This window comes from Streptomyces sp. NPDC044033 (genome assembly GCF_056434425.1).
The window spans coordinates 23,506-43,648 of sequence record NZ_JBWKFF010000040.1; the positions used below are offsets into that span (position 1 = coordinate 23,506).

General features: G+C 69.1%; 13 protein-coding genes. 6 read left to right on the top strand and 7 right to left on the bottom strand.

What is annotated here, in order from left to right:
• Nucleotides 1-12: 12 nt before the first annotated feature.
• A complete protein-coding gene (locus tag AC07AB_RS38750; protein WP_478577058.1) occupies nucleotides 13-1,593 on the top strand; it encodes a helix-turn-helix domain-containing protein in 1,581 nt (526 codons plus the stop codon).
• Nucleotides 1,593-2,168 (top strand): transcriptional regulator, encoded by a 576-nt coding sequence (locus AC07AB_RS38755; RefSeq protein ID WP_478577061.1) that lies wholly within the window; start codon nucleotides 1,593-1,595, stop codon nucleotides 2,166-2,168. Before AC07AB_RS38750 ends, AC07AB_RS38755 begins: the two co-directional genes overlap by 1 nt.
• A gap of 41 nt (nucleotides 2,169-2,209) precedes the next feature.
• On the opposite strand, the gene AC07AB_RS38760 is transcribed toward AC07AB_RS38755, so the two are convergent.
• Genes AC07AB_RS38760 through AC07AB_RS38775 form a run of 4 tightly spaced genes read right to left on the bottom strand, consistent with a single transcriptional unit; the run spans nucleotide 2,210 to nucleotide 10,310 of the window.
• Nucleotides 2,210-3,352, bottom strand: a complete 1,143-nt coding sequence (locus AC07AB_RS38760; RefSeq protein ID WP_478577062.1) for a hypothetical protein — start codon at nucleotides 3,350-3,352, stop codon at nucleotides 2,210-2,212.
• A complete protein-coding gene (locus AC07AB_RS38765) occupies nucleotides 3,349-7,926 on the bottom strand; it encodes a hypothetical protein (protein WP_478577064.1) in 4,578 nt (1,525 codons plus the stop codon). The genes AC07AB_RS38760 and AC07AB_RS38765 overlap by 4 nt, the downstream gene beginning before the upstream one ends.
• A gap of 3 nt (nucleotides 7,927-7,929) precedes the next feature.
• Nucleotides 7,930-8,676 carry a hypothetical protein gene (locus AC07AB_RS38770; RefSeq protein WP_478577066.1) on the bottom strand — a complete coding sequence of 249 codons (747 nt, stop codon included), beginning with the start codon at nucleotides 8,674-8,676 and terminating at the stop codon, nucleotides 7,930-7,932.
• Nucleotides 8,673-10,310: a hypothetical protein gene (locus AC07AB_RS38775; RefSeq protein WP_478577068.1), complete on the bottom strand. Its 1,638-nt coding sequence runs from the start codon at nucleotides 10,308-10,310 to the stop codon at nucleotides 8,673-8,675. The genes AC07AB_RS38770 and AC07AB_RS38775 overlap by 4 nt, the downstream gene beginning before the upstream one ends.
• Before the next feature lie 657 nt (nucleotides 10,311-10,967).
• Between AC07AB_RS38775 and AC07AB_RS38780 the strand changes: the two genes are divergently transcribed.
• Entirely contained in the window at nucleotides 10,968-11,528 is a 561-nt protein-coding gene (locus tag AC07AB_RS38780) for a DEAD/DEAH box helicase family protein (RefSeq protein WP_478577071.1), read from the top strand.
• Between the two features lie 201 nt (nucleotides 11,529-11,729).
• On the opposite strand, the gene AC07AB_RS38785 is transcribed toward AC07AB_RS38780, so the two are convergent.
• Nucleotides 11,730-12,803 carry a hypothetical protein gene (locus tag AC07AB_RS38785; RefSeq protein ID WP_478577073.1) on the bottom strand — a complete coding sequence of 358 codons (1,074 nt, stop codon included), beginning with the start codon at nucleotides 12,801-12,803 and terminating at the stop codon, nucleotides 11,730-11,732.
• Nucleotides 12,804-13,352: 549 nt separating this feature from the next.
• Between AC07AB_RS38785 and AC07AB_RS38790 the strand changes: the two genes are divergently transcribed.
• Nucleotides 13,353-14,216 (top strand): hypothetical protein, encoded by an 864-nt coding sequence (locus tag AC07AB_RS38790; RefSeq protein ID WP_478577076.1) that lies wholly within the window; start codon nucleotides 13,353-13,355, stop codon nucleotides 14,214-14,216.
• Nucleotides 14,217-14,255: 39 nt separating this feature from the next.
• A complete protein-coding gene (locus tag AC07AB_RS38795; RefSeq protein ID WP_478577078.1) occupies nucleotides 14,256-15,545 on the top strand; it encodes a hypothetical protein in 1,290 nt (429 codons plus the stop codon).
• A 783-nt stretch (nucleotides 15,546-16,328) separates the two neighbouring features.
• On the opposite strand, the gene AC07AB_RS38800 is transcribed toward AC07AB_RS38795, so the two are convergent.
• Nucleotides 16,329-16,541: a hypothetical protein gene (locus AC07AB_RS38800; RefSeq protein WP_478577081.1), complete on the bottom strand. Its 213-nt coding sequence runs from the start codon at nucleotides 16,539-16,541 to the stop codon at nucleotides 16,329-16,331.
• 257 nt (nucleotides 16,542-16,798) lie between these two features.
• On the opposite strand from AC07AB_RS38800, the gene AC07AB_RS38805 reads away from it, so the two are divergent.
• Nucleotides 16,799-16,966 carry a hypothetical protein gene (locus AC07AB_RS38805; RefSeq protein ID WP_478577082.1) on the top strand — a complete coding sequence of 56 codons (168 nt, stop codon included), beginning with the start codon at nucleotides 16,799-16,801 and terminating at the stop codon, nucleotides 16,964-16,966.
• Nucleotides 16,967-17,008: 42 nt separating this feature from the next.
• On the opposite strand, the gene AC07AB_RS38810 is transcribed toward AC07AB_RS38805, so the two are convergent.
• Entirely contained in the window at nucleotides 17,009-19,978 is a 2,970-nt protein-coding gene (locus AC07AB_RS38810; protein WP_478577084.1) for a hypothetical protein, read from the bottom strand.
• Nucleotides 19,979-20,143 lie beyond the last annotated feature (165 nt).

Genomic DNA, 20,143 nt, shown 5'->3' on the forward strand with positions numbered 1-20,143 from the left:
GGGGGCGGCCTGGTGAGTGACTTCGACGCGATTGACTCGCTGCTCGCCTCGGTCGGTCCGCAGGCCGAGCTCCCTGTTCCCGAAGTGCGCCGCGATCTGAGGGAGCAGGCCAGGCTCTCCAAGGCGCAGGTGGCCCGTACGCTGGGGGTGAGCCCGTCCACGGTCACCGGTTGGGAGGGCGGCCGGGAGCCGGTCGGCGAGGTCCGCACCAAGTACGCCTATCTGTTGGACGGCTTGAGTGCCAAGCTCACCACTGGGACCGGGACCGAGGCGGCGCCATCTGCTGAGCAGCCCCCGGTGCCGGAGCCCACGGCGGCAACCGACGCCTGCCGGCGTGTGCCGGAGCCTGGCGACGGGGATGAGGTGGAGATGCTCGCCGCACCGGAGCCGTGTGTGCTGTGTGGCCGCCCGGCCAAGCAGCGGGTGGCAGGGTTCGTGCAGCACCTGAATGCGGCCGACTGCCAGTCCAGCACCACCGCCGAAACTCCGTCGTGCGCGTCTGCTGCCGTACCGGAGACGCCAACCGCGGAGACGCCGTCGCGTCCCGCACGCTCGTCACGTCTAGTGGGTCGTGGCGCTGAGCGGTCCGAGGGGCCAGCCCGGCGGGCCTCTAAGGAGCCGTCTGGTCCGGTCGACTTGGTCCACAGCGCTGTTCAGGGCGCGCTCGCTGAGCACCAGGGCGACGTCGAAGCAGCCACCGCTACGCTGCGGAAGCGGGCGATCGGTGACGCAATGTGGCTGCTGGACGAGACCCGCAAGGGGGCGCGTTACGACGTGATCGCTCACCCCTGGATTCCCGACATCCTCAAGAAGCAGACCTCCCGCGGTGCCGACCAGATCTGGGAGGCCCGTCCCAAGTGGTCCCGCCCTGATCTGCCGCCCGGTCGGCATGAGGTGACGGCGCTCGACATCAACGGCGCCTACCTGAGCGCCCTCAAGACCCACCTACCGCTCGGACAGCTCGAGCACTCCACCGGCCTCGCCCACGACCGCCGCCGCGCCGGAGTCCACCTGATCACCCCGCCCGCCTGGGAGCACGAGGACGTGCTGCCGAACCCGATCGGCCAGCGCGACGAGCCCGGCCCGCTATGGGTCACCGAACCGACACTTCGCCTCCTGCTGTGGCTGTCCGGCCCCAAGTACGGGCTGTGTGCGCCGCCGGAGATCCACGAGTCCTACACCTCCGGCGCCACCGAGAACCTCCTGGAGAAGTTCCGCATCGCCCTGAAGGACGCCCGCGACACCGCGATCGCCGCCGGGGACACGGTGACGCTGGAGTACGTGAAGGCGATGTACTCCAAGTTCGTCTCCACGATGGGGGAGTCGAACTACAACCGGGAGCTTTACCGTCCGGACTGGATGCACATCATCCGCTCCCAAGCATTCGCCAACCTCTGGATGAAGGCATTCAAAGCCCACGACGGAGGCCTGGCCGTCGTACGTGTCATGGGTACGGATGAACTCCACGTCATCGGTGACTGGCACCGTGTCTTCCCTGAAGGACGCGGTGTTACCGAGGTCAAGATCAAGGACGCGTACACCGCCACATCCGGCACCGACACCGACGTTGCCATGGGGGAGGAGCAGGAGTAATGCCGGAGAAGAATCTCGACTTCGGGAAGTTCGGTGCCCGGGGCATCAAGGGCAGCGACGCCGTCGCGCGCAAGCTCGACGAACTCGCCGGCGGCATCGCCACTCCCGTGACCGCCACACGCGGTCTGATGGCACGCCTGCACTACCTGACGAAGTCCGACAAGAGCTGGAACGCCGCCAAGGACGCCGGGCTGACGGTCACCGACCGGACGCTGAAGGCGTGGCTGGCGGGCAAGCGCCGCCCGTCGAAGGCCAACCTCGAACGCATCGACACCGCCTACCGCGCGGTGCGCCGCCGCAATGTCGCCCGCTATCTCCTGGCCCGCCTCAACCGCGACGGACGCGGCACCCGGGTGGAGATCCACCCCGTTAATCAGTCCCAGGTGCCGCAGCCGCTTCAGCGGGTGGTGGAGTACCGGACGATGAATGTGCGCCGCTGGGACAAGATCGTCGGCTCCTGGGCGGCTGGCGACTACCAGGGTCTCGACAACGCGTGGACTACTGATGTCCTGCCTGACCTGGGCAGTCAGTGGGGCCAGTACGAGTACGTCACCAACGTCGGCTTCGCCGCATAGGCGCCCGTCGCTCGGGAGGCGCTGGACTCCGGCACCCGCCGTCATGGCGCACAGCGGGGAGCGTCGGCACGGGTGGAAGCGGCTCGGCAGCTGGCTGGGGTGGGCGGTGCGGTTCTGGCCGGCGCGCCGTCGCGGAGCTGGGGCAGCAGGAGTGCATCCAGGGTGAGCAGGGCACGGAGGTGAGGCTTGGGGAGGGCTTCATGGCGCAGGACCAGGCCGTCGATGAGTAGTTGTGCGGCGGGCGCGGCGAGGTGGGGCGGGAGCCAGGCCGCTGCCGTGCGTGCCTCGTCGGCGGTGGCGGGTGGGCGGGAGCGTGGCGGACGGGTGAGGAGGGCCTGGTAGAGGCCGGCTGCAGGCAGCAGTGGGGGAAGGCCGGCGGCTTGTGCCCGGAGGCTGGTCTGCTGGGCGCAGTGCAGTCCGTCGATGTCGAGGTCCGCGTACATCAGCAGGTCGTCGATGGGGTGGTCGCGTTCGCGGAAGGAGGTCAGGGCGGTGGGGATGGAGGAGGTCAGTTGGTCGCCGGCGCCGAAGCCGAGCCAGCCGACCTGGCTGCGGTCGGGCCAGGTGCTGAGGATGTCGCGCAGGCTGGTGAACGCGGCGGTGTTTTCCACGATGAGCAGCCAGGGCGCGGGCCCGAGTTCGTACATGGCCAGCGGGGCGGGGGTGGGCTGTGCCCGCAGGTGTGTGGTGAGGTCCAGGAGCCCTTTGTTCACGAGGTGGTGGCGTTCGATGTCCTTGAGGCGTTTCTCGTCGCCGAACAACTGGTAGGAGCGGTCGGCAAGCGGGACGATCTCGGCATCCGGCTGGTCCCGTAGCAGGGTGTTGATGGGGCCGAGCAGTGCGTGATCGGCAGCCGTCAACTTCATGGTGGTGGCGAAGGCCAGCTGCTCGACGTACGCCCGTGGTGCGGGCTGGCGGCGGGGCGGACGGGTGGCCTGGGTGCGCTTGACCCAGCGGGGCAGGGGCGGGTGGGCGCTGCAGTCCCATCCGTTGCTGCCCTTGGGCAGCGTGGCCAGGCCGCGATCCTTCAGGGCCTGGGCGGCGTCAGCCAGGATGCGGCGGCGCCGTGGCGAGGTGGCCAGGCTGGAGTCGCCCTCGTCGACCGCGGCCGCCAGTGCGTCGAAGCTGACGCGCTGGCGGGCCTGCCGGGCGAGGCATGCGGCCATGCGATCGGCGGCGCTCACCCGGCCTCCTCGGAGGTCTCGGTGTGCGGACCGGCTTCAGGGGGCAGGGCGCTGCGGCGCAGGAGATGGGCGGAGGCGATGCGGTCGTCCTGAGCGCGGGCGACACCGGCCGCTACGGCGTCTCCGTACCGCTCGAGGATCTGGACGTAGCGTCGCTTCGTGCGTAGGTCCACGCCGTTGCGCATCCGGATGATAAGGGGGAAGCGGCCCAGGGCCGGGAGGTCGTTGGAGCCGGTGGTGTAGACGAGCTGGATGCCGTGGGCCCCGGCGACGCGGCGCTGCAGGTCGAGGAAGGGCCCGTAGTTGGCCTTGGCGAAGGGGTTGTCCAGGACCAGCGTGCCCACGCCGCCGGTGATGCGGCGGTCGCGTTGGGCGGCGCGCATCCGGGCGAGTGTGCAGTACAGCAGTACGGAGACGGTCAGGAGTTCGCCGCCGCTGAACTTCTGGATCACGGTGACGGATTCGCGTTCGACGGTGTCCAGGTTCTGCGTCGGCTTGATGATTTTCGCGATGATGTTGCCGCGGCCGCCGAGCGCTGCCAGGACCAGCCGTTTGGCCAGGGGCATCGCGTCGGGCAGGGCGCTGGCCCGTCCGGCGGCGGTGGCCGGCAGCGAGGCGATGAGCCGGTCGACCTCGGCGGACAGCCTGCGGGCCAGTTCGTCCCCGCGGGCGCGCTGGCGCAGTTCCAGCGAGAGGAACCGCTGGCCCGACCAGTTGCCCAAATTCTTGGGGAGGCGGGAGTGGCGGGCGACTTCCTCCACGGTGTCCAGGACTGCTTCGACGGTGCTTGCGCAGGCGTCGACGACCCGGGCCTGGTCCTCGGCGGACTCGGCCAGCAGCGCGTTGACCTGCCGCTCGCGCTCTTCGATGTCTTCCAGGAGCGCGGCCAGCCGTGCCGGTGTGGTGAGGTCCTGTTGCAGGCGTTCCCGCAGTCGTCCGTCGACGACCGGCGTGTACTCCGGCTGGAGGGCGAGCCGTTCCACCTGCTGTACGTGCTTGCGGAGGGTGTTCTTTGCTTTGTCGAGGGCCCGGGCGGCCTGGGTGACCTCGCGCAGGAGGGTGTCCCTGATTCGCTCGGCGTCCTGCGGCTGCAGGGTCTGAGCGGTCACGGCGGACAGGCCGTGCTGTTCGAGCAGGAGCGCGTCAGTGGTCAGTTCCGCGTCGCCGTCGGCGCTCTCACCGGGGGGCTGGTGGTCGGCAGCTGCACTCAGAGCACCGGCCGATTGCCGAAGCTGCGCGGAGTGACTGCCTGCCAGGTCGGCGCTGCGGTGGATCTTCTCGGCGTCCAGCCGCCGCACCTGGGCCAGGCTGCGGTCCCGTTCCAGAAGCTGTTCCTCTGACCGCAGCTTCTCCTGGGCCGCTTGGGTACTGGGGAAGGCGAGCCGTTGTGCACCCGGGACGAGGTCCTCCAGCGCGGCGGCCGCTGCTTCGTGGGCTTGCGTGGCTTGCCGGTGCAGCAGGCCGGCTTCGGTCTCTTCCCGCTCGGCCTGCTTGAGGACCTCGGCGGCGGTGGCGATGCGGGCGGTGAGGCGTTCGGTATCCGCCGCGTCGGCTTGCTGAGCGAGTTCTGCCGCCCGCGTGCGTGTCATGGAGCCGGCCTGGACCAGTTTCTGGTTGAGTCCGTCGATGGCCGTCTCGGCGGTGGCGAGCCGCTGCTGCAGGGCGGTGTCGCTGACGCCACCTCGCCAGTCCCGACGGGCCTGCCCCCAACGCTCCCGCAGAGCCTGCACGCCTGCCTCCGGTACTGCAGCCGGACGTGCGGCGTCGATGACCTCGGCGGACAGTTCCTGCCCGATCTCCTCCACCCAACCGGCCCAGCGCTCCGCGCGCTCCCGGCACTGCCCAAGCGCTGCTTCCGCAGCCCGCTTGCGCTCCTGGGCGCCATGCCATCGCCTCTTCAACTCCCGGGCCCCAGAACGGCGTTCACGGGCCTCGGCCCGGGCCTGCTGCCCCTCTGCCGCCCAACGCTCCACCATGCGGGCCGTCTCCACTAGGGCCCGGATCCGGGGGAGTACCTGTGCGAGCGCCATCAGGGCGCTCGTGTGCTGAGCGAGTCGGCGCTCCGCCTGGCAGCCGGAGTCCTCGGCGTCTGCTGCCTGCTGGGCCAGAGTGCTCGTGCGCTCCGTGAGCGTGTTCACCTCGTCGTCGAGCCGGCCGAGGAGCTCTGCCAGCGCAGCGCGCGCCCGCGTGCCGAATGCTTCCAGATGGCCCCGTAGCCGCACGATGAGGGCGTGATCGGCCTCGCGCCGTACGGTGATGGCCGCAAGACGTTCTTGCAGGGTCTTCAGACGCGCACTGACGCGGTGCAGTTCCTCCTCGCCGGCATCGGCATCCAGGACCGAAGGGCGCAGCGGCAGGACCGCGATGCCGCCCGGGGCCTGGGACAGCAGGGCGCGGGCCTGGTCGTCGGTCCCAACGGCGATCACCGTGGACAGCGCGATATTGGCCTGCCGGGCCAGAGCCGCCACATCATCACCGGGCACCGGTCCGCAGATGACCACTCCGCCGATCAGATGGGGGATGGCCGCGATGACCTCGTCATGCTGGTGGGCGGGCACGGTCTCGCGCAGGAACTGCACCCCCGCTACAGCGTTGGCACCGCGCTCCCGCAAGGCGGCGACGGCCTGCTCGACTTCGTGCGGCGGCGGACAGAACCCGTCCTGGTCCAGCGCGGCGCGCAGCCGCTCATCCTCGAACGCCCGGGCACGCTCGGCGGCCAGTTCCGCGTCCGCGTGCGTTACCTGATCGGTGAGCATCGCGACGAGGTCAGCGCCGACCTCGTCCAGGTCCAGCTCACCTGCCGCATCCCCGATGCCCGCCAGTTCCCTCAGACGCGGCTCGCCGACCAGCTCTCGGCGTTCTTGGGTCAGCCTGTTCCACTGGTCCCACACCTGGTCGTGCCGCTGCCGCGCGGCACTGAGCCGGCCGGTGCACGACACCCGCTCCGCCGCGGTATCGCTGGTGCGCTCGCGGGCCGCCTCCAGCCGACGCCGCGCCTGCTCCACCTGTTCCCGGGCCGCCTCCTCCTCGTGGACGAGACGCTCCAGGGCCTCGTGCGGCTCCTCCCGCTCGCCGAGCACGCCCACTCGGCGGGCGGCCGCAAGCTCCTCCTTCCCTTCCTCGCAGTGCGCCTTGGCGGATGCGGCACGGCTCTCGGCATGGCCGGCTGCGGCTACCGCCTCCTCGTACTCCCGTTCGCGCGTCTGGGCTTGTGCGGTGGCCGTCTCGCGCTCGGCACGGGCCTGGTCTGCCTCGCCCGCAAGCCGGGTCAGGCCGTCTTCGAGCTTGGCGTACAGCGCGGCACCGGCCTGCTCCACAGCCTCACGCAGCGGGGCCTGCTCACTGCGGACACGCGCCAGCAGCCGGTTGACCTGCCGCCGCTCGTCCTCCCGGTCCGCCAGCTCCATGAGCAAGGGGACCACCTGCCAGGCCGTGTGCTCCCGCCCCGCGGCACCGACTGCCTCAAGTCGCCTGGCATGCTCCCCTTCGCAGTCGCTCACCCGCAGTCGTTCGGCCGCCTCCCGTACTGCGGCCACGTGCCGCCGTCGGCCCCCGACCCGGTCGTCGGCCTCCTGCGCCTCACGTTCGGCGGCTTCGGCGCGCTGCCGCAAGGAGGCCGACTCCCGTTCCTGGTGCTCGGCCTGGACCTGGATGTGTTCGCCGGCGCGACGGGCGAGCCGGACCTGCTGGCAGAGCGTCTGCTCAGCGACGGCGACCTCAGCTGTGGCCTTCTGTACGGGGCGCAGCCGCAGGACCGCCTCGGCAAGGAAGCGTTCCTCCAGTTCACGCGCGGGCCGGGCAGCGAGTTTGTCGGCGTGTTTGGACAGCGCCGCACGCGCCGCCGTGGGCGCGGACGCATCGACGATCATGTCGATGAGGAAATCGACGAACTCCTCGACGGTGCGGAACTTGAACAGCTCGGTGATGCCGCCCTCTTCCTGATTCATGGCCTTCTGGATCTTGAGGGCCTGAGGGTCCAGACCGTGGCTTTCCAACTGCTCTTCCCACGTGTACTGCTCGTCCGCGACGATCAGCTGCAACCGCCGTTCCAGCTTGTACGCCGTCTCCAGCGCCTTTACATACGCGCTCATGGTGAGCTGGCCGCCCTCGGCACGTACTGGCAACGACTCCAGTTCCAGACCGCCGGGCTGTGGCCGCAGCAGGTACCAGCGGCGCTCCAGCCGTTCCCAGCTGCTGCTCACGTCCGCCGGGCGCTGACGGTCGCGCCACTGATAGACCCCTCCGGCGAGCAGCACCGCGCCGGCCGCGGGCCGTTCGGAGTCCCCCCACTCGGCGATCACATGGGAGACCTGCCCGTCAGGGACGTACTCGGCGAGCGACTTGGCCTTGAGCGCCCCGATGAAGTCCTTCTTGGCCGGCAGTAGCAGGCTGAAGAACAGCGAAAGCAGACTCGACTTACCGCCGCCGTTGCGCAGCCACAGGATCACGTCCACCGGCTGCACGAGCCTGCCGTCGATGGAGCTCGGTCCACCGGTCATGTCCAGGACGAGCGATTTGAACCCCGCCGCACGGTGGCCGATGTTCTCCAGGCGGAAACGTCGGAGTTGGAGCATGAGTCAGTCCTCCTCGGCAAGGTGGGCGCGGCGCAGGTCGCACAGCACGGTGAAGGCCGCCGTGGCGGCTGCTTCTCGCACCTGCACGCGGAAGCGGTGGGCGAGCCGGTAGTGCCCAGGCCCGAGCGCGTCGGCACGCTGAGCCATCCCTTGGTCCACCAGCCAGTCCAGCGCCTCCTTGATCACGCGCTGGGTGCTGGACTGTGACAGCTGCCGCGTCGGCGTCAGCTGAGAAGGTGGGAGTTTCGCGTACACCCGCCAGGCGGCCTGGAGCTCTTCGTGCGGCACGGCCAGACCCTCCGCGTCCACGGCTGCTTCACGGAGCCGGTCCGTGAGCCGACGCAGGAAGTCGTCGACCTCAGTGAGCGAGATCCGTTTGACGCTCCCCTCCTCCAAGTCCGCCGGAGTGGGGTAGGCGCGAGCCGCGATGGCCACGTGGACGAGCCCGAGGACGAGGCGGTCCTTGACTCCCAGCTTGGGGTGGTCTTTGAGACGGTAGGACAGCCACGAACCCTCCCGGGGATGCAGAATCAGCCCTTCGACCTGGTGAGCTTCGATCAGATCCATGTCCAGGCCGTCCACAGCCGCGTCCACCGCGTCACGGAACGGCCCGTCCAGGCGATAGCGCTGCAGCAGATCCCGGTACTGGGGAATGCCCAAAGGCCGCAGGCGCGGCTGGCAGCCGAACCGCACCAACGCGGAGGCGTCGGCCAGGTCAGCCGGGGAGTAGACGTACGCAGTAGTGGTCATGCCAGGACCTCCAAGTCGTCCTCGGCGCACGTGGGATCGGGGATCAACGACTGGGCGGGCACGAGCAGCAGATCGCTGCCGGCGAGGATGCCGAGATCGAAGACGGCTCCGTCGTCGAGGACCACCAGGAGTTCTCCCAGCAGGTCCGCCAACTCCTCCGCCATCGGCTCCTCCTCGTCCTCCTCCGGGTCCGGGGCGAAGGCCCGCAGGACACAGACGGCCAGCAGGTCGGCAGCCTCCACCCGGTGCGCCAGCGTCTGCTCCAGCAGCAAGGACAGCCGTACCGGCGCACGCAGGGCTTCCATGAGCACGGTGCGGGCGATGGCGACGTCCTCCTCGCTGTACATGTCGAGTTCACCGGCATCGTCGGCGATCAGCTCGATGTCCTCGTCGGGGCACGTCTGCTGTACCTCGCGCGCCGGGGCCAGCAACGATGCCCACCAGTCCCGAAGCCGCGGCCGGTGCGTGATCACCGGCCCGCCCGCCGCGTCGGCGAAGAGGCTCACGACCGCCTCGGCGTCCTCGACATCGAGGCGGAGCACCGGTTCCAGTACGTCTTTCTTCATGCCCACGAGCGCCAGGCGTGGAGCAGGCCGAAAGCGCTGCTCGGCCTGCGAGCGCAAGAACGCCGGACGGGCGTCGATGATCTTCTCCAGCAGCTGCGTGTGGCGCAGATGGGCCCGGCCCAGCAACTGCAGGATCCGTTCGCAGGTACGCCGCACCTCCGTGTCCTCCACGTCGTTGCGGACCCCGCGCATGTACTCCATCAGTTCGCGCTCCACACGATGCCGCTCGCCGAGGTGTGCGCGGGACGCTTGCAGCAGCTTGGGCACGTCCTGACCCCAGTCCACCGCCCGCACATCGCGTTCGGTCTCCTCCAGCACCGCTCGCACCCGCTCGCAGTACATCAGGGACAGCTTCAGGCTCTCCGCCGCGCTCTCTTCCGCCCGGCTCCACCGGCCGGTATCCACCTGGCGACGCAGCATCATGTCCTTCGCCGCCTGGACGTCCTCCAGATCGTGGTCCAGCCCGGACAGCAGCAGGTTGATGGCCGGAGTCGTGGCCCGAAGCACGGCCTGGCCACGTCGACCAAAACCCTCCTCCAGCATCCGCAGCGACAAGGTCACCCGGCTGTGCCCCTCGCGAGAGTCGCTGTACGAGACGTCGAACTCCTCCCCGTCCTGCGCGTCATTCAGCAGCTCCCGCAGGACGAACCGGGCCACCGCCAGGTGCTCCGAGGCATCCCGCGCGGGCGCCGCTGACACCGCCAGGGAGGCAAGGAACTCCACCACCTCCTCGGTGGTTGCTTCCGCCTCCATCTCCTGACGGCTCACCACCGCTTCCAGCGCGGCCAGGGCGAGCGTGCGGGGGTCGTAGAGATCACGGGGGAACCGTTGCCACGCCTGCCGCTGATCGATCTGGTGCAACGGTGCTCCGCGGGCCAGCACCGAGCTGCGCCGGACGAAGCCAGCCTCGGCCACCAGCGCGTGCCATTCGTCGATTCCGTCGGGGACTGGCGGTGCCGAGGCGAGCAGCCGCCGTTCCTCCCGGTCCAGCAGGGCCTGGACCATCGGGTCGAAGTCGTGGTCCTCCGTACGGTTCGAGCCGTCGAGGAACGCCTTGTGTTTTGTCATGCCGTCAGTGCAGCAGCCGCCACTGACAAAACATATGAAAAGAGACCAATTGACCATCCATTCGGACCGCAGCCAAACGGATGAAAACGACCCCTCTGGCATCGGAAAAACCAGGTCGGACGGTCAATACGGCAACGCGACTACTGCAACGTGCTCACCCCAGCCCCTGCCCCACCGCACTCCGCACCAGCGTGTGGCGAGCGCGTTCAGGAGCGTACGGGGCTGCTCGGTGAGCCGGACGCGATCCAGCCGGGACTTACACCAGCCGAAGAGGCTTCGACTGGCCCACCTGGCAGGCGGCCATACCCGAGGCCCACCAGTACTGGACGGCAGTCTTCCGCACCGGGGACCGCACCTTCAGCGGACTCCACTTCGAAGCCCCCCCACCCGCGAAGAGCCGAAGACCATCCACGCCGGAACCAGCCGTTGTCCTGCCCGAGGCGATGTGGAAGATGTTCCAGACCTCACCCTGCGCGGTCCTGCACCGGCCTCACCGGCGCTTTCACCGCAGCCGAACTCGCGACCGCGGCGCGGCAGGAAGCACTCCAAGCGATCCTGGTAGAAGCCCTGTTCGCTTAGCCTTCCTGCCATAGCTCGCTCACGTACGGCAGGATGGCCCCTGCCGGCTGCCCCCGTCGCGAGTCGAGGATCCACCCCATGTCGTCCAGTCCTGAACCCACGGCTGTGACATCAACCGCTACGCCATACCGAGCCTGCCCCGACCGGCTCACGCTACGCCCAGACCAACAGCAGGCCGTCGATATCGCCGCACGTCACCTCAAACGTCCACACACGCGCGGGCATGTGGTATCGGCGTGCGGTACGGGCAAGACCCTAACCGCTCTGCGCACCGCCGAGACCCTGCACACCCGTCATCTGCTCGTTGCGGTGCCGAGTCTGGACCTGATCGCGCAGTGGGCTCAGGCCGCACGCAGGGACGGGCGACTGGAGCCGATGATGGCGGTCTCGTCCCTGAAAGCGACCAAGCACCCCGTCCTAGCAGGCGCGGCGGTCCACAGCACCAACAACCCAGAATTTCTGGCAACTTGGCTGGCCCAGCACAAGCACACCACCGTCTTCGTCACGCTCGACTCGCTTCCGAAGGTCGAGCAGACCCAGCACACCCGCGCTCCGGCACCGATCTTCGATCTGCTGATCGTGGATGAGGCGCACCGCACTGCAGGGAGCTGTGGTCTGCAGCAGGAAAGTGTCAGTTGAACATCGTCATTTGGGTGTCAGTGGCGCAAGTCTGGTGACCTGGTGATCGGCGCTGACATCTGGTGCCGATCCGGTACTGACACGAGTGACGAACGCCCATGTCATTCTCGTGCAGACCGTTACGGCGAGTGCGGGGTCTGCGCTGGCAGAACCGATGCCCCAGCCCAGACCAAGTCATGGACGGCGGCCGGACGTTCACGTTCACTGTGGACGGCTGCCGGGTCCGGAACCGTGTCCAGGGGCCCACAAGAGCCGGTCCCAGGCAGTCAGGGCGGCCGTGACGATGGCTGAGGCGACGGCTACACCAACGGCCGAGGACGCTGCCGCGTACACGATGCCGCCAAGGCAGACGGTGTAGGCCAGCAGGCGTGGCGCCTGCCGCATCCAAGCGGTCCGCTTCTGGTGCTCCTGCAGGATGTCCTGAGTGTGGGGGAGCGGATCGGCGAGCTGGGCCAGGCGGCCGGAGGCGAGTGTCATGAGGAGCCGCTCGACCTCGTGTACAGCACGGCGCCAGCCGTTCACGCGGTCGAGCTCAACACCTGCAGCTACCTCGCGGACCAGCACGGCGGCGGCACAGAAGTGGGCCACGACCTGCGGCATGGGGGTGCGGCCGTCAGGCAGCGCGCGGTTCAAAGCGTAAGCCTCCAGAGCCCGGGCGAAGCTCTCCAGCGCTCTGACTGAGGGAGTGTGCGCGGCGTGGTACGGCGTCTCCTCGTCCGGTGCCGGAAACTGTGGAGCGGTGCCCCTGCTGAAGTCAGGCAGGGGCTCGATCAGTGTTTCGTAGGCACGTCGGCCGGTTGCCGTTACAAGCTCCGTAGTCCAACGGGCCATTCCCAGAGTGACGACGAGCCAGATGGCCATACCGGAAATCGCTATCGGGGCAAGAACGGCACTCGCGGCCAGAATGCCTCCCCAGGGTGAGCTGACCAGCGAGAGCGTGGCGGGGAACAGCACACTGCTGGCCACTCCGGTGCACACGAGGTGGACGACGATCTTGATGGCGAAAGCACGGTGGGAGGCCCGGTGCAATACGTCTTCGCGCTGCAGGAACACCCAGGTGGTGTGGTCTTGGGGCAATGTGGCCTCGGAACTGCTCTCCACCCTGCGTTGCAGAATGGGCAGACTGGTTCTGGCCCCCTGTTCGGCCCGTGACCAGAGCAGCTTCTCGAGCCGTGAACGCCGCCCGCGGCTTTGGGACGTGGACGTCATGATCAGCAGGTACAGTGACACCGTCCACACGGTGACTCCGATTGCTGCGGCCAAGGCCCATGTCACGCAGAACTCCTCACACAAGCGGTCGGGCACCGTGGACGCGGCGACGCTCCGTCATGAGCGCATCTGTCCCTGCCGGCCGGCACCCGAGGAACCTGCCGACTGCGCGGCCCAACTGCTGCTTTCGGCAACACAAGGTCCAGCCCGGCAGCCTAGTTCCTGATGCGATGGCCTGTGTGGGATGCACAAGATCTTGGCCGAGGTCGCTGTCCAGGTATGTACGAGGCTGCTGTTGAGGCTCTGTTTCATCTGCTGGTTGGGGCGATGGGGGTGTATCTGTTGCCGTGGGTGGGGCAGTTCACGGTGTGGTGGGCAGTGACCAGGCTGTGAGGATGTCGTCGATGAGGGAGCGGGTAAGAACGTCCTTGCCCAGTGGTGCGGCTCGCGGGGAGCGGCAGACGGCAGCCGTGCCAAGGTGGCACCTTGGTGACGGTTCCAGCGAAGAGGAGCGGCCCGACAGTGGGACTTCGGAGGCAGCCGTTTCGTCGCGGTCTGCCGTCTTCGCGCAGGGAGACAAGCACGATACGGGCAACGGGCAACTAGGGGTGTCATATGGAGGCGGGGGAGCGGTGGGCGTACCGGGTGGCGCCGCATCACGGCCGGGTCGACGAGGTCGAGGTCGTGAAGGTCGGCACGCAGCGCCCGCTGCGCATCAGGGTGCGGTTCGTCGACGAGGAGGCCGAAGGGCGCGAGGAATGGGTGCCCTCTGCCCGGCTGCGCGTGCTGTGGCAGGACAAGGATGCCTGGCTGGCGCGCGAGGAGCGGTGGAACGAGCTGATCAAGGACAGCCCGGACGACGATGACCCCGCCCTGCAGGCCGTCACCCTCCTGTTCGACGAGCACTTGGCGGGCGAGGTGATGTCGTTCGGCTTCAACTCCCGGGAACGGGGCCTGCTTTACGTCGATGATGTGCCCGCGCTGGCCGCGCTCCTCGGCGTCCCCGTCGATTTCTTTCATAGCGACCCGCGGGCCTTCACCGACGACGACGGTGCCCTGGTCGCGCCCTGGCCCACCACCGTGCAAGTGGCCTCCCGCCTGGCCGCAGTACGGGTCGACCACCTCGTCCCCATCCTGGACAAACAAGAACGCCAGGCCCGCTACGAGGCCATCCACGGTCACTACTACCCCGGCCGCGGCAAGAACCCGGGCACCCACATCAACCCCGAGATCTGCGCTGAGACCGACCGTACTTTCAAACCTGGCCGCGACCTGCTGCGCCGGTGGTGCGGCGCCGACGCCGTCGAGGCCTTCGAGGAACTGAAGGCACTGCGCGACGAAGTGCTCCGCATCGGCAAACTCATGGAGCAGGCCATCGACTGCCTGCGCCAGAGCGGACAGACCAAAGCCGCAGACCGCTTCGAACGCGACCTGGGCATCCCGCTCGACGCGCTACGCCAAGCTCAACACAGCGACTGATCCAACCGCTTCACCGGCATCACCGACAGGAACGGATTCGTGGCCGCCACCAAGCTGAACGCGCGCCAACTCGCCGTGCTGCGCCGCGTCTGCGTCGGCGAGGCACCGGTCACCTCCGGCGACTCCCACCTCGCCACCACGGTCTACGCGCTCCGCAGCCGCGGACTGGTCACCACGCCACGGGCCGGCGGCCGCTGGAGCGCGGCCCCCACCGACGCCGGCCGCCAGTACCTCGCTCAACTCGACTGCGCCCGCGCTCCGGGCACGACAGCCCCGGCATCGTCAACGAAGACTGAAGCCGCCGAACTGATCACCAAGCTCCAGCAGGGCGACGGCACCGTGCACATCAAAGCCCCCGGCCCCAAGGATCGTGCTCGCTGGCGCCGCATCCTGCACACCGCCCGCGCCGACCACCTGGTCCCCGAAGACCACCACCTGCGACACACCGGCCGAGACAAAGGCGACCTGGTCATCACCCTGCACCCCGGGCCCCCGCCCCCACCCTCAACACCCCCGGACGCCATCCCGGTCCCCGACACCCTGCCATCGCCCCACCTGCACCCCGCGGCCGCCCAGGCCCCCACCCCGGTCTGCCCCGACTGCCAGCCGCGCGCCCGCCGCATCCTGCACGCCCTGTGCCATGCCGCAGAAGACAACGGCTACACGCTCAGCATGCCCGCATCGGACTCCCGGGCCAGCCTCGTGATCACCATCGCCGACAGCACCTTCCCGCTCTTCTTCCACGAAGGCTCCCACGAGGCTCCCGACCCCAGCGGACTGAAATACTCCTGGCAGCGCGTGACCGAGCGAACCGTGCACCCTTCTCATCAACTCGACCTCAGCCTCGAGCACACCTACGCGCACCCGGGCCGCCGCTCGCACTGGGGAGACCGCAAACGCTGGCGCCTGGAAGACAGACTCCCGAACCTGTTCCGCGAGATCACCCACCGCGCGCACACCGAATCCGAACGCCGCCTGGCCCGCCAGCGCAAGGAGGAGGAGACACGGCAACGCTGGCTGTCCGCCATGCGGCAGGCACGCACCGACCTGACAGAAGACCACCGCACAAAGATCCTGCGCGGCCAGGTCCAGGCGTGGCAGGAAGCCACGGCCGTCCGCGCCTACTGCGACGCCCTCGAACACCCACAGAACACCGACGCGGACACGGCGCACGCAACCATCGCCTGGATCGACTGGGCCCGCGCCTACGCCGACCAAATCGATCCAACTCTCCAAAGCCCGGGCCTCCCAGAACCACCGGAGGCCACCGCTGAGAACCTACGCCCCTATCTGCACGGCTGGAGCCCGTACGAGCCCAAGCGGGCATGACCACGCCCCACACCATCGTGCAGTCCCTGCTGCCGCCCCTCATCCTCTGAAAGAGATTGAAGAGCCGCCTGGATGCGGCCCCGGCCAAGATGGCAGGACGGGATGCCGAGTAGTAAGCAATGACGGCTCACCGGCACGACACCTCGGGCGCGTGAGCGGCCACCGCACAAGGAACAGTGACCGATGAAAACAGTGGGACTGCGGTCAACGTGAGCCACGTGAAGGACACTGTGCAGTGTGGATGTTCTCTGAAAGACAGGTCCATCCTGAAGCTGCGCCATCGACGGCCAGCGGGAATGAACGCAAGCGGCCCTCGGCAGGCGCGTGTAGCACGGCGGTCGTGCGAATTTGCCTCCCTCCAGCAATTGGTGTCTCGCCGCATGCCCAGCGGCTGACTGCCGCCCCGGTGCCGCAGCAGGGACGCCGACACGATCGAAGCATGGACATTTCCGTCCGGACTGGTGACGCCCGAGACTCGCTACCCTCGGCTCATGCAACGCGTCCATTGGGAGGCCGGCGAGGTCTTCTCCCCTGAAACAGCAACCGAGTTGGCCCGGACCGTGCGGATCACCCAGGCCGCCCGGCGCCGCTACATGTCCGCCTACATCCTCTCCGAGGACACGGCGGACAAAGAGATCCGCCTCTTGCTGACCCGCTTCCTGCAGGTCGGCCGCATCTCCCGTGAAGTCGGCACCACGGCGGTGCGCGCCCGCAGCCCCAAGGCCGACGGCGACGATGCATACACCTTCCTCGTCGATGCCGCCGACAAGGTCGTGATCGGATTCACCGGACCTGCCCTGGTTCGGTCGCGAGCACGTGCCCACCGAGGACCTGCGCCAGAGCCGCACGCTGCGTCTTCAACGAGAGCAGGAGCAGCAGGCCTTGAAGAAGGCCCGTCAGGCCGATCAGCGGCAGCGTCAAGAGGCTCACCTGCAGCGGATGGCTGCGCAGGAGGCGGCGGCCCGGGCCCGCCGCCAGGCCGGGCTGCCAGCTCACATCACCTGGCCTGTGCTGCCCGCCGGCCGCGTCTACGACTGGGACGGCCGCCCCCTGCCCACGCCAGAGGCCCGTCGCCCTATCCGCGCAGGAAAGCATCCGACGTGTCGCGCGCCGCCCCGGCACGGTCTTCCACTCCGATGCCCTCAACTCGCTGTTCTTCCGCTCCGTTTCCGTACAAGAGCGCTTCCAGGCCCTGCGGAAGGTCGTCGACAAGCTGCTGTGCGCCCCCACCAAGGGCACCGTGACAGTCGGCCGTGATCACCACCGTCACCGGGCAGAAGGTCACCTTGACCCTCACCCCGGACTGCACGACGGTGCGCACCCTCATCCCGTCCGGCCGCAGCCCCCACAACGCAGCCCAGTACAACGCCAAAAGGTGGGAGCTCCCGGCCCCGCACCCGCCGCGCGACACACACGTCTGATCCGAACGGGTCGCAGACGCAGGCCGCCCGCGCCGCGGGCCGTCATGGACCGGTCGGGGTCTCCTTGTAGGCAGCTTCGATCGCGCCGGCATTGATCAGAGCGATCCGCAGTTGTTCATGTTCGGCTGTGCCTTCCGCCGTACTCCGAGCGAAGAGCTGCGCCGCATGCCCCTCCACCTCCCGCCGTCGGAACTGGTCCGCGGGCGTGCCGAGCAGTGCTGCGACGATACGCAGTGCATCAGCGGAATCGGGGTGGCGGCCCGCGCGTTCGGCAATCCGGTAGGGCATCTCGAGCTCCGGCTGTACAGCCACGGTGCGCGCGGCCAGCTCCAGCCAGGTGTCGTCGTCGAGACGGTCGGCGTACGCGAACCGTCCCGCACCGGTGAGGGCCGCGGGTGTCAGCTGCGCCGTGAGGGCGCTGCGCCACAGCGCTGCGGCGCGCTCTGGCCACGGGCTTGCTTCTTCGCAGTGGCGCAATGCTCCGGCGAGCCGGGACAACAGCTCGGACACGGCTCGGGGGCCGCCGTCCTGCGCGCCGAGGTCCGTCAGGAGCGCGGGTGCCGGGCCCAGGGTGTCGGAGCCGTCGAGGAACGACAGGATGATCTTGTCGATGGCGGGGATGCCGTCCGGGGCAGCCGCCGTCCGCAACAGGGCTGCACGGTCCAGGCGTGCCAGGACGCCGGTGTGCGGGTGTCCGTTCCGCAGCCAGGTCATGGCCGGCCGCCACGTGGCATCAAGGGCGAACAGCGCTTCGGCGTGTTCCTCGGCCCATGCCGCGTCTACTTGTGCCAGTTGGCCGAGGCAGAAGCCGATCAATGCCAGGGCCTGGTCGTCCGGCTCGTCCTCCAGCAGCCGGTTCAGCAGTGTGCGGACCGGGTCTGCCAGGGGCCGGCCGGTGCGATGAGCCTGTTTGACCGCCCGGGCGACCAGCGACAGCAGGGCCCCGCCCGGCTGGTCGATGGCCGCAAGCAGCGGCTGCTGAGTGTCGGTCCGAGGTTGTGTCCACGCGGTGACCAGTCCCGTCATCCATACGACCGCGCCGGTTTGCTCTTCAGATGCGCAGTCCAGCAGTAGATCGCTCTCCCACGCCCGGTGCAGCACGTTGCAGATCACCCGCCGCAACTGCTCCGTGCCCGGGCCCTGTTGTTCGTCTGCCGGGCGGGCGGCGAAGGCCGCCAGAGCGATGCGTGCGAGCTCACCGTCGGCGAGCTTCTCTTCCCGGGCGGCCCGGTGCAGGGAGTTGAGATAGGCAGCCAGCACGGCCGGGGCACCGGCCGCAGCCGCGATCACAGCCTCCGGTTCGCGCGCCCACAGCGGCGGATCCTGGGACACCAGGTCACTGAGCAGACCGGCGCGAGCCCCCTCGGCGTCGACATCGGTGCGCGGGACGGGCGCGGCGACGAGCCGGCCGACCGCGGCGGCGGGCCCGTCCTGTGCCGCCCGAGCAGCGAAGACATCCACGGACAGGCCGCCGTGGCTCTCGCCCCTCGACGTCATGATCTGCAGGAGAGGAGCGGGACGAGCGGGGGCGGCCCGCCCCGTCACCGAGATGAGAGTGTCCAGCAGCGGCCGCCACGACTGCAGCACCTGTGGAGACAGGACCGAAGACAACTCCCAGACGGTGCCCCAGGAAGGTGGCAGCCGCTCGGACGCCTTCTCGTAAGCCGCCCTCCAGCGGGCAACTCTCGCCGGGGAAGGCGCCTCTCCCAGACCCTGGACCAGCACCTCGTGCAGAACGGCCCGGCGCTCGTCGGGGCAGGAATCCTCGAGCAGGGCGAGGAAGTCCGCGACATCCGCGCGCGGGGACCCGGCAGCCGCCAGCCGGCCCGCCAGAGGCAGAGCCTGCTCCCACCAGGCAGCGGACGACGCCGTATCGTTCCGGTCGTCGTCGTAGCTCTCCAGGAGAACGACCGCGCGCAGCCGGTCGGACGCGGCGCCCGCTGGGAGCTTGTTGTCCAGCACCCGCCACCGCTCGGACAGCGGGACACCCACACGTGCATCCTGGCGGGCCAGATCAAGCACTGCACGAGCCAGAGCGAACAGCACGTCGTGCGGGGGATCAGCGAGGGAAACCTCCCGCAGATCATTGACCAGACTGATCTGCCACGCATCAGCCTCCGCCAAAGGGGCTGCAAGCACCGATGCCAGCGCCGACCGGACGACCGTCCCCAAACGGTCACCGGCCGGGCGCAGACGGCCCGCCGGGTGGGCCGTCTCCGCCAACGCGTGCGCCAACCGTGCCGCCTCCCAGGACTCGTCCGCACCGAAGGACTTCGTGCGCAGCACCGCCTCGACGACCACGACCCACTGCCTGCTGCGGTCGGGCACCGGAACGTCATGGGCCCAGAAACTGATGCGCAACAGCACATGCCGGTCCTGGTGCGTCTGCGCGATCTGCTGCAGCAGCGTGCCCGCCAGCATGCCCGCCCGGGCCACCAAGCCCACCGCCATACCCGTCGCACCACCACCGCGCGCGTCGATCGCACCAAGATGCTGCTGCACCCACGCACATACAGGCGAGGCGTCGGCGTCCAGCAGACGCTGAAGATACGGCAAAGCCGGCCAGCGGGACGTCTCCGGCAGGAGCCGCTCCAGCGGCAGCAGGTCGAGCCAGCACCGGCTGACCGCCGCACGGAAGAAGTATTCGCCGGCGCGCGGATCCGACATGGACGCGACCTCAGCAGCATCCGCCCGCGACGGCTGCTCGCTGCGCGCCAGCTGCCGCAGCCGCTCGGCACGCTCCGGCAGCCCCAGAAAGAGCTGCTCGAAGGAGGCCACCACTCCCTCGAACCGCTCCCGGGAGTTCTCCGGTGTGGCGCCCGAACCGTGCAGGACACCCGAGGTGTCCCGATAAAACCGGGTCCAGGAGTTGCGCACCGCCTCTACCTCGGCCAGGCCCATCTCCTGGCGCGTCAGCTCCTGCACCAAGTGCCCGATCTGGCGGATGCGCTGCACACCAGGACTGGCCTCCTCTTTCTCCAGCGCGTCCAACGCACCAGCAAGCTCGTCCATAGTCCTGTCCGGCACCTGGTCGTGGGTGCGCCAGGCCTTCACAACGGCGGGGGGGGGGGGGGGGGGGGGGGGGGGAGTGGGCGGGGGGGGGGGGGGGGGGTTTTTGGGGGGGGGTGGGGGGGGGTGTGTGGGGTTCCCGCGGAAAAGAATGGAGGAGCTCCGAGA

Excerpts from the sequence above, each read along its gene's own strand:
- AC07AB_RS38755 (WP_478577061.1), top strand. The coding sequence starts at position 1,593 with ATGCCGGAGAAGAATCTCGACTTCGGGAAGTTCGGTGCCCGGGGCATC.
- AC07AB_RS38765 (WP_478577064.1), bottom strand. The coding sequence starts at position 7,926 with ATGCTCCAACTCCGACGTTTCCGCCTGGAGAACATCGGCCACCGTGCG.
- AC07AB_RS38770 (WP_478577066.1), bottom strand. The coding sequence starts at position 8,676 with ATGACCACTACTGCGTACGTCTACTCCCCGGCTGACCTGGCCGACGCC.
- AC07AB_RS38775 (WP_478577068.1), bottom strand. The coding sequence starts at position 10,310 with ATGACAAAACACAAGGCGTTCCTCGACGGCTCGAACCGTACGGAGGAC.
- AC07AB_RS38780 (WP_478577071.1), top strand. The coding sequence starts at position 10,968 with ATGTCGTCCAGTCCTGAACCCACGGCTGTGACATCAACCGCTACGCCA.
- AC07AB_RS38790 (WP_478577076.1), top strand. The coding sequence starts at position 13,353 with ATGGAGGCGGGGGAGCGGTGGGCGTACCGGGTGGCGCCGCATCACGGC.
- AC07AB_RS38810 (WP_478577084.1), bottom strand. The coding sequence starts at position 19,978 with ATGGACGAGCTTGCTGGTGCGTTGGACGCGCTGGAGAAAGAGGAGGCC.